The sequence below is a fragment of the Streptomyces sp. NPDC054863 genome (genome assembly GCF_053610825.1).
Genome location: NZ_JBSGZD010000231.1, coordinates 1 through 12,719, shown reverse-complemented (window position 1 = coordinate 12,719; position 12,719 = coordinate 1). Strand labels below are relative to the sequence as shown.

Genomic DNA, 12,719 nt, shown 5'->3' with positions numbered 1-12,719 from the left:
CACCCAGGGGATGTGTCTCCCGGGGGCCCGCCCGTGCTGCCTGCCTTGGGCGATCCCCCGCGTCGCCCAAGGCAGAAAGCGCTCCCGCAGGACCACCTCGAAGAGACGGGTGCGAGACGCCCGCTGAGTATACTGGCTCCGAGCCAGTCAACGCAGGAGTTATTGCATGCCCCCGCGCAGCGCATCGGTCAACGAAGAACTGCGGCGGCGTTCCCGCGAGCGGATCCTGCAAGCGACGGTGGAACTCGTCGACGAGCGCGGGTACGAGGCGACGACGCTGGGAGACATCGCCGACCGGGCCGGTTCCGCACGGGGCCTGGTGTCGTACTACTTCCCCGGCAAGCGCCAGCTGCTGCAGTCCGCGGTGCACCGGCTGATGCACCGTACGATCCGGGCCGCGATCGAGCGGGAGCCGTCCGCGGCGGACGGGCGGGAGGTCCTGGCGCGCGCGGTGGACGCCGTCCTGGGACTGGCCCTCGCCCATCCCGTGCTGATGCGCACGCACATGGCGGGCATTCTCCAGGCCGAGGGTTTCGTGCAGTGCTCCGAGCAGCAGCAGCTGGCCGAGGTGCTGCGGGGCGCGATGGTCAGGTACGGGGTCACCGAGCCGGAGACGGAGTATCCGCTGCTGCGGGCGCTGCTGATGGGCACGGTGTTCGCCCTGCTGCTGCCCGGGGCGCCGATGCCGCAGGCGCGGCTGCGGGCGGAGCTGTTCCAGCGGTACGGGCTTGACTGGGAGCTCGGCGTGCCGCCGGACGGGGGTCCGCCCGACGGCACGGCAACCGGCTGATCAGAGGCGGTCGGATCAGGAGCGGTCGCGTCGAAGGCAGAGGTGTCAGAGGTAGTCGGGCTGGGTCTGCACGTTGAGCTCGCGCTGGCGGACCCACTTCGCGGGGTCGGTGCGCCTGTCGTTGATCTTCAGGACGTCGAAGCCCTTGGCGATGTCGTTCGAGAAGACATGGCCGTTGTAGTAGTACGCGGGCCAGGAGCCGCCCGTGGAGATGGTTTCCGTGGAGATCGGCCCGCGTTCGAAGTAGCCGATCTCCTTGGGCTGCGAGGAGTCGGTGAAGTCCCAGAAGGAGACACCGCCCTGGTACCAGGCCTGGACCATGATGTCGCGGCCGGGGACCGGGATGAGCGAGCCGTTGTGGGCGACGCAGTTCTCGGTGTCGGCCTGGTGGCGCGGGATCTTGAAGTAGCTCTTGAAGACGAGCTTGCGCTTGTCGCCGTGGCCCTTGATCTCGTAGATGCCGTTGGCTCCGCGCTTGGGGCCGGTCGCCTCGTTGCAGGTCGCGCCGCCGCCACCGCCGAGCTCGTCGGTGAAGACGACCTTGTCGGCGCGCTCGTTGAAGGTCGCCGAGTGCCAGAAGGCGAAGTTGGCGGTGTCCTGGACGCGGTCGACGACCTTCGGCTTCTCCGGGTCCTTGATGGAGAGGAGGATGCCGTCGCCCATGCAGGCGCCGGCCGCCAGGTCCTTCGAGGGCAGCACGGTGATGTCGTGGCAGCCGGTGGTCTCGGCGATCTGCGGGTTCGTGGTGCCGCCGCCGGGGTTGCCGCCGTCGGGGAAGAGCACCGGGAAGTCGATGACTGCGGCCTTCTGCGGGGCCTTGCGGGGCACCTTGATGATCGAGATGCCGTCGTGCGGAGGCTGGCAGTCCGGGTAGGTCGCGCGCGGCGAGTACGAGGAGACGTACACGTACACGTTGCGGCGCTCGGGCACCAGGGTGTGGGTGTGCGAGCCGCAGGCGGTCTCGACGGCGGCGACGTACCGGGGGTTCCGGATGTCGCTGATGTCGAAGATCTTCATGCCCTCCCAGGAGGACTTCTCCGTCGCGGGCTGCGTGGTGCTGGTGCAGGAGTTGTCACTGCGCGAGGAGTCCGTGGAGAGGAAGAGCAGGTTGCCGGAGACGGAGATGTCGTTCTGCGATCCGGGACACAGGACCTGGGTGACGGTCTTCGGCTTCCTCGGGTTGCTGATGTCGAAGATCCGGAAGCCGTCGTAGTTGCCGGCGAAGGCGTACTTGCCCTGGAACGCCAGGTCCGAGTTGGTGCCCTTGAGGGCGTCCTTCGGGATGTTGGCCAGGTGCTCGACGTTCTTGCTGTGGACGATCTCGTCCACGCCGGGTATCTCGCCGCCCTGGATGGCCTTGCGGGCCTCCTCCTGCTGCGAGGTGGTGGCGGGCTGCCGCTGGGCGGGGGTGTCACCGGGCTCGGGGCTCGCGGCGGCGGGTCCGGCCGTGAGGAGCGTCGCGAGCAGTCCTGCCGCGGCTGCCGCCACGCCCAGGCGTCTGCGTCTGCGGGCGCGGGGATCGGTCTTCGAGGTCACTGCGTACTCCCTTGATCTGGTTCGCAGTTGAACGACTGAGGGACCTCGTGAGTATCTTCCTTCGCATGTACATCTCAATAGACGGCAACGGAGATGTAATGAAGTTTTCTGATCATCCGCGCACTGAATCGTGCTAAGACGGTCACCAATCGCCCCTTGCACCCCAGGAGTTCGCCGTGCGCTCCCGTCAACAGAGAAGACCCTCCCGCCCGTTCGCCGTGTCCGCGGCGCTCGCCGTCGCCGTCCTGCTCGCCCTGTCCGGCTGCGACGGAGCACCGGAGGAGGACGGGAAGGCCAAGGCGGCGGGCGACGCCGTGGTGGTGGCGCCGGGAAAGCCGGGCGAACCGGCCAGGACCCTGTCGGCCGACGAAGCGCGGAAGGCCGCCCCGGTGGACAGACCCAACTCCGCGGACTTCGACTACACGGAGATGATGATCGTGCACCACGGCCAGGCCCTGGTGATGACCGATCTCGTACCGTCGCGCGCCTCTGCACGGAACGTGAAGCAGCTGGCGGAGCGGATCGCGGCGTCCCAGCGCCCGGAGATCGACGCCATGAAGGGCTGGCAGAAGCGCAACGGTGCGGACAAGCGGCCGAAGACCCCGCACGACCACGGGGCGATGGCGGGCATGGCCACCGAGAAGCAGCTGGCGGAGCTGAAGGCGGCCGGGGGCGCGGCGTTCGACGAGCTGTTCCTGAAGCTCATGATCACCCACCACAAGGGGGCGCTGACCATGGCGGGCGACGCGCTTTCCGACGGCAACGACCTGACGGTCGAGGAGTGGGCCACGGAGCTGGTCGCCCAGCAGACGACCGAGATCAACCGGATGGCGAGGATGCTGCAGGGGCGGTAGCCCCCGCCACGGGCGCTCGCGACGACCTTGCGCGAGGTGCGGCGGCCACGCCCGGTCGCGCACCTCACCGGCCACCGCCACGGCGCGCACGCCCGGCAGCCTCAGGACACTCCGCAGGCGCAGCCCCCTGCCGCTGCCGCGCCACGGGTGCGATCCTGGAGGGACCCTGCGGGAGGGAGCTCCGCCGTGCTTCGCGTCGCAGTCGTCGGGTCGGGCCCCAGCGGGGTCTACACGGCCCAGGCCCTCGTCGAGCAGACAGCCGTGCCCGACGTGTGGGTGCACGTGCTGGACCGGCTGCCGTGTCCGTACGGGCTGGTGCGGTACGGGGTCGCGCCCGACCACGAGAAGATCAAGTCCTTGCAGGGCACCCTGCGCGCCGTCCTCGAACACGAACGGATCGCCTTCGTCGGCAACGTCGAGGCGGGGACGCCCGAACTGCCGCCGCAGCGGCTGCTGGAGTTGTACCACGCGGTGGTCTACTGCGTCGGCGCGGCCACCGACCGCCGGCTCGGCATCCCCGGCGAGGACCTGCCCGGCAGCTTCTCGGCCACCGAGTTCGTCTCCTGGTACAGCGCGCACCCGGACGCCGATCCCGGCGGGTTCGCCCTGGGGGTGCGCTCCGCCGTGGTCGTCGGAGTGGGCAACGTCGCGGTGGACGTGGCGCGCATACTGGCGCGCGGGGCAAGGGAGTTGCTGCCCACGGACGTACCGCAGAGCGCGCTCGACCTACTGTCGGGGTCCACCGTGCGCGAGGTGCACATGGTGGGGCGGCGAGGGCCTTCGCAGGCCAAGTTCACCACCAAGGAACTGCGGGAGCTGGGCACCCTGCCGGACGCCTCGGTCTCGGTGGACCCCGTCGAGCTGGCCCTGGACCCGGCGTACGGCGATCCGTCGGGGCTGCCCACCGCGCTGCGCCGCAATGTGGAGGTGCTGCGCGGCTGGGCGCAGGCGCCGCCTCCCGTACGGGGAAGGACGCTTCGGCTGCGCTTCCACCTCCGCCCGGTGGAACTGCTCGCCGACGCGGGCCGGGTGGCCGCCGTACGGTTCGAAAGGACGGTGCCGGACGGGGCGGGCGGGGTGCGCGGCACCGGTGTGTACGAGGACATCGAGGCGCAGTTGGTACTGCGCTCGGTCGGCTACCGGGGGACGCCGCTGCCCGGCCTTCCGTTCGACCCTTCGCGCGCGACGGTGCCGCACGCGGGCGGTCGGGTACTGCGGGACGGGCACCCGTCCGCCGGGGAGTACGTCGCCGGGTGGATCAAGCGGGGCCCGACGGGAGTGATCGGGACCAACCGGCCCTGCGCCAAGGAGACGGCCGGCTCGCTGCTCGCCGACGCGGAGGCACTGGCCCGGCGCGAGGTGGCGGACGACCCCCTGGTCGCCCTGCGGGAGTCGGGGCTGCACCCGGTGGAGTGGCCCGGGTGGCTGGCGATCGAGGCGGCGGAGACGGCGCTCGGGACGTCACTGGGGCGGCGCTCGGTGAAGATCGCCGACTGGGCGGGGCTGCTGGACGCGGCCGGGGACGTACGCACCTGATCCCCGGCGGCCCGGTTCAGCCGCGGCCGGCCTGCAACTCGGCGGCTTCCAGGACCGCTTCGAGCAGTCCGGGGAACAACTCCTCCAGGTCGTCGCGGCGCAGTCCGCTCATCTTCGCGGTGCCCCGGTAGACCTGCCGGATGACGCCGCTCTCGCGCAGGACGCGGAAGTGGTGGGTGCTCGTGGACTTCGAGACGGGCAGCTCGAAGGAGGAGCAGGCGAGCTCGCACTCCTCCGCGGCCAGGTCGCGGACGATGTGCAGCCGCATGGGGTCGGAGAGTGCGTGCAGCACGCCTTCGAGGCGGATCTCCGCGCGGTCGGGGTGCGCGAGTTCGCGGCTGTTCACTGCGGCAGCGGTCACGGTGGACTGCCCCTCTTCCTCGGCTTACGTGATCGGTGGGCGGCGGCTGTACTGCGGCGGGCACATGCGAGGCCCCGTACGGAAGGCCCGTACGGAAGCGCCGTGCGCAGAGCCGTACGGAAGCGCCGTGCGCAGAGCCGTACGGAAGCGCCGTGGCCACCATTGTACGAGACTCTTCGTAGTTTGACAGACGCCGTACTACGATGGTTATCGTACTACCCACTAGCCGGCCCTTCCTCGAACGGAGTTCGCTGTGAGCAGCCTCTTCCAGCCCTTCACCCTGCGTGAGCTGACGATCCCCAACCGCATCTGGATGGCCCCGATGTGCCAGTACAGCGCGGAGCCGTGCGGTCCGGACGCCGGCGTCCCGAACGACTGGCACTTCACCCACTACGCGGCACGTGCCACCGGCGGAACGGGCCTGGTCCTGGTGGAGGCGACGGCGGTGAGCCCCGAGGGACGCATCAGCCCGGCGGACCTGGGGATCTGGAACGACACCCAGACGGACGCCTTCCGGCGGATCACCGCCTTCCTGAAGTCGCAGGGCACCGTGGCCGGCATCCAGCTCGCCCACGCGGGCCGCAAGGCCTCCACCGACCGGCCCTGGCGGGGCGGCGGGCCGGTGGGCCCCGAAGCGGACGGCTGGCAGCCGGTGGCCCCGAGCCCGGTGCCGTTCAAGGACGGGCACCCCGTGCCCGACGAGCTGTCCGTGGAGCAGATCCGGGAGATCGTCGGACAGTTCGCGGACGCCGCGCGGCGGGCCCTGGAGGCGGGCTTCCAGGTCGCCGAGGTGCACGGAGCGCACGGCTATCTGATCGGTGAGTTCCTCTCCCCGCACTCCAACCGCCGCACGGACGGGTACGGAGGATCGTTCGACAACCGCGTCCGCTTCGCACTCGAAGTCGTCGACGCCGTACGGGAGGTGTGGCCCGAGGAGCTGCCGCTCTTCTTCCGCGTCTCGGCGACGGACTGGCTGGAGGAGAACGGCTGGGACGGCGACGACACGGTGCGCTTCGCGACGCTGCTCCAGGAGCACGGGGTGGATCTGCTGGACGTCTCGACCGGCGGCAACGCCTCGGCCGTCCGCATCCCCGTCGGCCCCGGCTACCAGGTGCCGTTCGCGGCGCGGGTCAAGGCGGAGACCTCGCTGCCGGTCGCGGCGGTGGGGCTGATCACCGAGGCCGCACAGGCGGAGAAGGTCCTCGCCAACGGCGAGGCCGACGCGGTGCTGCTCGGACGGGAGCTGCTGCGCAACCCCTCCTGGGCGCGGCAGGCGGCCCGGGAGCTCGGCGACGAGGTGGCGGCGCCCGATCAGTACTCCTGGGCGATCTGAGCCCCTGCCGGGGCCCATGGCCGGGGGGCCTTCACCGTACGTCGAAGACTTCCGTCGTGCCGGTGAAGGCCCCCCGGTCCGTGCAGTTGCCGAAGTAGCGGAGACGGTACGGGCCGGGGGCCGTGCGGTCGGGGACGGTCCAGGTCACCGTGGCGGTGGAGGTGGTGCGGCCGGTGCGGGACCAGCGGAAGGTGGTCGACCAGTCGCCGTCGTCCGCGACACGGGTCCAGGTGTCACCCTCGCCTCGCTCCACCGCGAGGTAGGTGTCGCCCCTGCGGAGGTCGTTGCTGGGGTGCGCCGCCACGAAGGAAGCCGTGACCTGGCCGCCGATCCGGGCGAAGGAGAGCACATCGCCGTAGGCGCGGCCGGGGTGCGGCTCGTCGGGCGCCGGGGTGCGGCGGTTCGGCCGGGCGGTGGGCAGCGGTTCGGGGGTGCCGCGGTGGACGGGCCGGCCGTCGCGCATGGCGGTGGCGAGGAGCGCCGCCGTCTGGCACAGCGCGGGGAGCTGCCAGCGGCCGAAGAGCGTGCTGCCGCCCTCGTACTCCTGGGCGTCGTACTCCTCGGGGGTGGTGACGTAGTGGAAGTAGCCGTTGCTGTAGCTCGCGACGAGCACCTCTTTGAGGTCGGCGCCGACGATCCCCGCGACAGTACGGCGCAGGCGCAGGCCCGCCACGATGGTGACCTCGCCGGGGATGCCGATGAGGTACAGGCGGCCGATGCGCAGGAGCTGGACGGGGACGCGCTCCTGGACCATGGGGCGCAGCCGGTTCAGCGGGCCCGCGGGGAGGACGAGCGCCTTGGGCGCGTGGGCGTCGCGCAGGGCGGGAGAGAGGGCGTAGATCACCCGCTGGGAGAGGGCGTCCCAGAGGGGGTTGCGGCCCTCGCGGAAGCCCGCGAGTCCCCTGCCGTCGGCCCAGGCGCCCGCGAGGGCCGCGGCGCCGCCCACGGGCCGGCCCGTACGGTGTGCGCGGCCGTCGCCGGTGAACTCGGGGCCCACTTCGGTGCCGGAGAGGTCGAGGTGGGTGATCCGGTGGTCGAGCGGGCCGGTGAGCGGGGCGGCGGCGGCGAGGAGCCCGGTGGCGGACTCCTGCTGCCGGGTGCCCGCGATCCTGGTGTTCTCGTACTCGTCCTCGGTGGGGCCGCTGCCGGGGCGGAGGTTGAGGTTCGGGGACATGTCGCCGGCGTTGGTCTGGGCGAACGCGGTGACCAGGACGGGCTGTTCGGGTCCCAGGTAGTCCGCGCCGTGGTCGAGGCGCTCCCACTTGTAGGCGGCGTAGCCCTTGTTGTCGCTGCTGATGAGGGTGTTCTTGTTGGTCATGCTGGTGTTGTGGACGGGGAACCAGTGCACCGCGCCCGCGAGTTCGCCGTCGCGGGCGATGCGCAGCAGGGTGGTGTGCGGGTCGACGGCCCGGGGGAAGTACGCGCGGTCGTGCCCGGGGTTGCGGTCGAAGGCGCGGCGGGAGCGGTTGGCGCTGGTGTCGTGGAGTTCGCCGTGGGCGAGGGAGAGTTCGGCGGGCGCGAGGTCGGCGAGGGCCGCGAGGGCGGCCTCGGTGATGCCGTCGACGATCGCCGCGTACGTCTTGGGGCGGAAGCCGCCCGTGTTGCTGTTGTAGAGCGCGTGGTGGAAGTAGCCGCCGGGGCCGCAGTGGGTGTGCGTCGCGGTGATCATCACGTTGGACTCGGTCCAGCCGGCCGGCAGCCGCCGTACGACTTCCTGGACCAGGCCGCCGGAGACCAGCGGGAGGTCGCAGACCACCAGCAGCAGCCGCCGGTCGGCTTCCGCCGTGCCCTCGGCGAAGGCGAAGGCACGCGCGCGCAGGCGGGTGTGGATGCCCGTGGTGCGCTGGCCGGCCTTGCCGTAGCCGAGCATTCCGCACTCGGCGGCCTCCCCGGTGATGTCGGCGATGCCTCGGCCGGCCAGCTGACTCATGGACGCTCACTCTCGGATGGCGCAGGTGCGGGAGGTACGGGAGGTGTGGGAGGTGCGGTGCGGGCGCTGCGGCGGAGGACCAGCCCGGCGACCGCGGCGGCGAAGAACATCAATACCCCGTACGTCGCGCCGGGGACGGCCATTTCGGTGTTCTGCAGGATGCCCATGGCGATGGTGATCGCGAGGGTGGTGTTGTGCAGGCCGATCTCCATGCACGAGGCGATGGCCTGGTCTCGTTCGACCTTGGCGAGGCGCGGCACCCAGTAGCCGACGCTCAGGCTCAGGACGAGCAGGGCGAGTGCGACGGGGCCCGTGGAGCCGAGGTATTCGAGGAGGTTGGCGCGCTCCTGGAGGGCTGCCGCGGCGATGATCAGAACCAGGATGACCACCGAGGCGATCTTCACCGGGCGGTCCATGCGCGCCGCGAAGCGCGGGGAGCGCGCCCTGACGTACATGCCGATCGCGACGGGGACCAGAACGATCGCGAACACCTGGAGGGTCTTGGCGAACTGGAGGCCCAGTCCGGTCCCTTCACCCAGGAAGTACTGCGCCGACAGGTTGAAGACGATCGGGAGGGTGACGACGGAGATCACCGAATTGACGGCGGTGAGTGTCACGTTGAGGGCGACGTCGCCGCCGTAGAGGTGGCTGAAGAGGTTGGCGGTCGTCCCGCCCGGGGACGCGACGACGAGCATCATGCCGACGGCGAGGACCGGCGGCAGCCCGAAGGCGACGACCAGGCCGAAGCAGGCCGCCGGGAGCAGGAGCAGCTGGCAGCACAGGGCGACGATCGTGGCCTTCGGGTGGGCCAGTACGCGGCGGAAGTCGGCCGGGGTGAGGCCGAGTCCCAGGCCGAGCATGATGACGGCGAGGGCGACGGGCAGGGCGACGGCGGCGAGTTCCATGACAGCGGTCCGTGCCGCCCGGTCAGCCGAACAGGTCGGGGTCGGATGCGGTGATCTGGTCCAGCAGCGGCTGTGCCTGGAACCAGCCCGCGAAGGATCCGCCGATCTGGGCGCGGGTGTGCAGCGCGGTCTCGCGGTCGATGTGCTTCGGAGTGCCCGCGGCCATGGCGAGCAGCTGGGCCTGGCAGGAACGTTCCATCGTGATGAACCACCAGACGGCCTCGGCGACGGAGCCCCCGACGGTGAGCAGGCCGTGGTTCTGGAGGATCACCGCCTTGTACGAGGCGAGGGCCCGGCCTATCCGCCTGCCCTCCTCGGCGTCGCTGACCACGCCCGAGAAGTCGGCGTGGATGCCGTGGTCCTCGAAGAACGCGCAGGCGTCCTGGGTGATCGGGTCGAGCGGGACACCGAGGCTGGAGAACGCCTTGCCGTGCAGGGAGTGCGAGTGCGCGGCGGCGACCGCGTCGGGGCGGGCCTCGTGGACGGCGGCGTGGATGACGAACGCGGCGCGGTTCACGGGCCGGCTGCCGTGCAGCAGGTTGCCCTCGTGGTCGACCAGGATCAGGTCGGAGGCCTTGATCAGGGAGAAGGCCATGCCGAAGGGGTTCACCCAGAAGTGGTCGGGGTGCTCGGGGTCGCGGGCGGTGATGTGGCCCGCGACGCCCTCGGAGAAGCCGAACCGGCCGAACAGGCGGAACCCGGCGGCCAGTTGTTCCTTGCGGTACTGCCGCTCCTCCTCGACGGTGTCGAAGACGGGGGGCGTCGGCATGGACACGCCGGGCGGCATGGGGCCCGTGGCTGCGGCGATGACCTGCTGCATGGTGGGGGACGTCATGGCTGACTCTCCTCGTCGCTCGGGCCGTTCGGGGCGTACCGGCTGGATGGTTTCCAAGGGGAGGGAGACTGTCAAGGAATCCGGCCGAAACGGCTGGGGACCCCGTGCGGCACCCCTGCGGACATTCCCGGCTTACCGCTCTGACCTCGGCGAACGCTTGATCCCGGGCCATTGTCAGTGGCGGGGTGCAGACTGGCCGATACCTGGAGACAACGAAGTCTGGGAGGTGTCGGCCATGTCCGACGTACTGCTCGCTGTAGGCACACGCAAGGGACTCTTCCTCGGCCGCAGGCGCGGAGGCGGGGAGTGGGAGTTCGACGGCCCGCACTTCAACGCGCAGGCCGTGTATTCGGTGGGGATCGACCGGAGCGGGGACTCGCCCCGGCTGCTGGTCGGCGGGGACAGCGCGCACTGGGGTCCTTCGGTTTTCCACTCCGACGACCTCGGTGCGACGTGGACCGAGCCGAAGCAGCCGGCCGTCAAGTTCCCGAAGGACACCGGGGCTTCGCTGGAGCGGGTGTGGCAGCTCCATCCGGCGGGGTCCGCCGCGCCGGGGGTGGTGTACGCGGGGACGGAGCCCGCGGCGCTGTTCCGCTCGACGGACCGGGGCGAGACCTTCGAGCTCGTCCGGCCGCTGTGGGAGCATCCGACCCGCTCGCAGTGGGTGCCGGGCGGCGGCGGTGAGGCCGTGCACACGGTGGTGACGGATCCGCGCGACCCGGACGCGGTGACGGTGGCGGTGTCGACGGCCGGGGTGTTCCGGTCGCGGGACGGCGGGGCGAGCTGGGCGCCTTCCAACAAGGGGGTGTCGGCGGTCTTCCTGCCGGATCCGAACCCGGAGTTCGGGCAGTGCGTGCACAAGGTCGCGCAGGACGCGGCCGACAAGGACCGGCTCTACCTGCAGAACCACTGGGGTGTGTTCCGCAGCGACGACGCGGGGGCGAACTGGACGGACATCGGCGAGGGGCTGCCGTCCACCTTCGGCTTCGCGGTGGCCGCCCACCCGCACCACGCGGACACGGCGTACGTCTTCCCGATCACCGCGGACTCCGACCGGGTGCCGGCGGACCGCAGGTGCCGGGTCTACCGGACCCGGGACGCGGGCAAGAGCTGGGAGCCGCTGACGGCCGGGCTGCCGCAGGAGGAGCACTACGGGACGGTGCTGCGCGACGCGATGTGCACGGACGACAACGCACCTGCGGCAGGGGTGTACTTCGGCAATCGCAACGGCGAGGTGTTCGCGAGCGCGGACGACGGCGACAGCTGGCAGCAGCTCGCCTCGCACCTGCCGGACGTGCTGTGCGTGCGGGCGGCGGTGATCGGCTGAGCACATCGGGAGCGGCCCCTGCGGACTGGGCCAGTAGAGTGACGTCCTGTGGCAGCAAGACCTTTGAAAGAGAGCGTCGAGCCCGGCTGGGCGGACGCGCTGGAACCCGTGGCCGGACAGATCGCCGCGATGGGCGACTTCCTCCGTGCGGAAATCGCCGCGGGGCGTACCTACGTACCCGCGGGGGCGAACGTACTGCGTGCGTTCCAGCAGCCGTTCGACGAGGTGCGGGTCCTGATCGTGGGTCAGGACCCGTACCCCACACCGGGGCACGCGGTGGGGCTGAGCTTCTCGGTCGCGCCCGATGTGCAGCCGGTACCGCCCAGCCTGGACAACATCTTCTGGGAGATGCACACCGATCTCGGTCATCCCCGCCCCTCCAACGGGGACCTCACCCCGTGGACCCGGCAGGGGGTGCTGCTGCTCAACAGGGCGCTCACCACGGCGCCGCGCAAGACCAACGCCCATCAGGGCAAGGGCTGGGAGCAGGTCACCGAGCAGGCCATCCGGGCACTGGCGGCGCGCGGCAAGCCGCTGGTGGCGGTGTTGTGGGGCAGCAACGCACGCAGTCTGCGGCGGCTGCTCGGCGACGTGCCCTGCGTCGAGTCGGTGCATCCTTCGCCGAGGTCGGCGGACCGCGGGTTCTTCGGCTCGCGCCCGTTCAGCCGGGCCAATGAACTGCTGGTCCAGCAGGGCGCGGCACCGGTGGACTGGCAGCTTCCGTAAGCCGTGGCCAATCACGGCGGGGCCGGGTACGCCCCCGGCGCCGGGTACGCGCCCGGGGAGGGGTACGCGCCCGGGGAGGGGTACGTCCTCGGGGTCGACTCCGGCGGCTCGGGCGTGCGGTTCGCGCTCGCGCGGGTCGGCAGCCGTACGCCGGTCGGGCCGCCGCTCGTCTCCGGTGAGCCGGTAAGGACCGGGCCCGGCGGGATCGATGCCGGGCACCTGGCCGCCCAACTGGTACCGGCCGCCCGGCAGTTGCTGGCCGGTGTCGGCGGCGGCGAGCCAGTGGCGGTGTGCATCGGCGCCGCCGGGGCCGCCACGCTCGGGGACGGGCTGCGGGCCGAGCTGCCCGGGATGCTGGCCAGGGAGTTCGGTGTACGGAGGATGGCGCTCGCCGCCGACGCGGTCACCGCGTACGCCGGTGCCCTCGGGCAGCGGCCGGGGGCCGTGGTCGCCGCGGGCACCGGGCTGATCGCCCTGGGCACGGACCTGCGCGCATGGCGCCGGGCCGACGGCTGGGGGCACCTCCTCGGCGACTGTGGCGGCGGGGCGTGGATCGGCAGGGCCGGTCTTGAGGCGGCGATGCGCG

General features: G+C 71.4%; 12 protein-coding genes. 7 read left to right on the top strand and 5 right to left on the bottom strand.

The features are described from left to right. Nucleotides 1-166: 166 nt before the first annotated feature. Complete coding sequence (locus ACWGIG_RS29470; protein ID WP_453324727.1) at nucleotides 167-790, top strand: TetR/AcrR family transcriptional regulator; 624 nt, start codon at nucleotides 167-169, stop codon at nucleotides 788-790. 45 nt (nucleotides 791-835) lie between these two features. Here the strand turns inward: ACWGIG_RS29470 and ACWGIG_RS29465 are convergent, their stop codons facing one another. Further along, complete coding sequence (locus ACWGIG_RS29465) at nucleotides 836-2,326, bottom strand: LVIVD repeat-containing protein (RefSeq protein ID WP_453324726.1); 1,491 nt, start codon at nucleotides 2,324-2,326, stop codon at nucleotides 836-838. 176 nt (nucleotides 2,327-2,502) lie between these two features. Here ACWGIG_RS29465 and ACWGIG_RS29460 point away from each other — a divergent pair, with 176 nt between their 5' ends. After that, on the top strand, nucleotides 2,503-3,180 hold the full coding sequence (locus ACWGIG_RS29460; protein WP_453324725.1) for a DUF305 domain-containing protein: 678 nt from the start codon (nucleotides 2,503-2,505) through the stop codon (nucleotides 3,178-3,180). 186 nt (nucleotides 3,181-3,366) lie between these two features. After that, nucleotides 3,367-4,716, top strand: coding sequence for an FAD-dependent oxidoreductase (locus tag ACWGIG_RS29455; RefSeq protein ID WP_453324724.1), 1,350 nt, complete (start codon nucleotides 3,367-3,369; stop codon nucleotides 4,714-4,716). Between the two features lie 16 nt (nucleotides 4,717-4,732). Here the strand turns inward: ACWGIG_RS29455 and ACWGIG_RS29450 are convergent, their stop codons facing one another. Then, nucleotides 4,733-5,077 carry an ArsR/SmtB family transcription factor gene (locus ACWGIG_RS29450; protein WP_453324723.1) on the bottom strand — a complete coding sequence of 115 codons (345 nt, stop codon included), beginning with the start codon at nucleotides 5,075-5,077 and terminating at the stop codon, nucleotides 4,733-4,735. A 253-nt stretch (nucleotides 5,078-5,330) separates the two neighbouring features. On the opposite strand from ACWGIG_RS29450, the gene ACWGIG_RS29445 reads away from it, so the two are divergent. Then, nucleotides 5,331-6,410, top strand: coding sequence for an NADH:flavin oxidoreductase/NADH oxidase (locus tag ACWGIG_RS29445; RefSeq protein ID WP_453324722.1), 1,080 nt, complete (start codon nucleotides 5,331-5,333; stop codon nucleotides 6,408-6,410). Nucleotides 6,411-6,441: 31 nt separating this feature from the next. On the opposite strand, the gene ACWGIG_RS29440 is transcribed toward ACWGIG_RS29445, so the two are convergent. Genes ACWGIG_RS29440 through ACWGIG_RS29430 form a run of 3 tightly spaced genes read right to left on the bottom strand, consistent with a single transcriptional unit; the run spans nucleotide 6,442 to nucleotide 10,080 of the window. Further along, on the bottom strand, nucleotides 6,442-8,340 hold the full coding sequence (locus ACWGIG_RS29440; RefSeq protein WP_453324721.1) for a neutral/alkaline non-lysosomal ceramidase N-terminal domain-containing protein: 1,899 nt from the start codon (nucleotides 8,338-8,340) through the stop codon (nucleotides 6,442-6,444). Continuing rightward, nucleotides 8,337-9,245 carry a bile acid:sodium symporter family protein gene (locus ACWGIG_RS29435; protein ID WP_453324720.1) on the bottom strand — a complete coding sequence of 303 codons (909 nt, stop codon included), beginning with the start codon at nucleotides 9,243-9,245 and terminating at the stop codon, nucleotides 8,337-8,339. Before ACWGIG_RS29435 ends, ACWGIG_RS29440 begins: the two co-directional genes overlap by 4 nt. 22 nt (nucleotides 9,246-9,267) lie before the next feature. Then, the gene (locus tag ACWGIG_RS29430) at nucleotides 9,268-10,080 is read right to left on the bottom strand and encodes a class II aldolase/adducin family protein (protein ID WP_453324719.1); all 813 of its coding nucleotides are present in this window, start codon (nucleotides 10,078-10,080) and stop codon (nucleotides 9,268-9,270) included. Between the two features lie 235 nt (nucleotides 10,081-10,315). Between ACWGIG_RS29430 and ACWGIG_RS29425 the strand changes: the two genes are divergently transcribed. The 3 genes from ACWGIG_RS29425 to ACWGIG_RS29415 form a co-directional block, all read left to right on the top strand. Further along, nucleotides 10,316-11,407, top strand: coding sequence for a WD40/YVTN/BNR-like repeat-containing protein (locus tag ACWGIG_RS29425; protein ID WP_453324718.1), 1,092 nt, complete (start codon nucleotides 10,316-10,318; stop codon nucleotides 11,405-11,407). 48 nt (nucleotides 11,408-11,455) lie between these two features. Then, the gene (locus tag ACWGIG_RS29420; protein WP_453324717.1) at nucleotides 11,456-12,133 is read left to right on the top strand and encodes a uracil-DNA glycosylase; all 678 of its coding nucleotides are present in this window, start codon (nucleotides 11,456-11,458) and stop codon (nucleotides 12,131-12,133) included. A 3-nt stretch (nucleotides 12,134-12,136) separates the two neighbouring features. Then, nucleotides 12,137-12,719, top strand: a 583-nt coding sequence (locus tag ACWGIG_RS29415; RefSeq protein ID WP_453324716.1) for a BadF/BadG/BcrA/BcrD ATPase family protein, incomplete at its 3' end; no start/stop codon positions are given.

Coding starts and splice junctions, on each gene's coding strand:
- ACWGIG_RS29425 (WP_453324718.1), top strand. CDS start 10,316: ATGTCCGACGTACTGCTCGCTGTAGGCACACGCAAGGGACTCTTCCTC.
- ACWGIG_RS29430 (WP_453324719.1), bottom strand. CDS start 10,080: ATGACGTCCCCCACCATGCAGCAGGTCATCGCCGCAGCCACGGGCCCC.
- ACWGIG_RS29470 (WP_453324727.1), top strand. CDS start 167: ATGCCCCCGCGCAGCGCATCGGTCAACGAAGAACTGCGGCGGCGTTCC.
- ACWGIG_RS29440 (WP_453324721.1), bottom strand. CDS start 8,340: ATGAGTCAGCTGGCCGGCCGAGGCATCGCCGACATCACCGGGGAGGCC.
- ACWGIG_RS29435 (WP_453324720.1), bottom strand. CDS start 9,245: ATGGAACTCGCCGCCGTCGCCCTGCCCGTCGCCCTCGCCGTCATCATG.